This is a genomic window from Beijerinckia sp. L45, from assembly GCF_009765775.1.
Classification (GTDB): Bacteria; Pseudomonadota; Alphaproteobacteria; order Rhizobiales; family Beijerinckiaceae; genus RH-AL1.
Genome location: NZ_LMUU01000201.1, coordinates 1 through 248 on the forward strand (window position 1 = coordinate 1; position 248 = coordinate 248).

At 46.8% G+C, this 248-nt stretch carries 1 protein-coding gene; it reads left to right on the forward strand.

Annotated features, from left to right (window positions below):
- Nucleotides 1–24: 24 nt before the first annotated feature.
- Nucleotides 25–248, forward strand: a 224-nt coding sequence (locus GSQ79_RS29110) for a hypothetical protein (RefSeq protein ID WP_210253170.1), incomplete at its 3' end; no start/stop codon positions are given.

Consider the following 248-nt stretch of genomic DNA (forward strand, 5'->3'; position numbering starts at 1 on the left):
CACACCGATCATTTTGGGAAGAAAATGAAAGATGCCTATCAACGCCGTGGTGTAAGGACGAGAACAATGCTCCTGCGCGGCATTAGTAAAGAACAGTTAAATTCTGAGGTGGGTTATGACGATTCAATTTCGAACCTTCCCCTCCCCAACACTCGTCACTGTAGCACCATGTCTAGAATCCATCTCAGTTTTTCATCCAGAAAACCTTGGGATACAACATATCGGACACCAGAAGGCCAAGCCTGCGG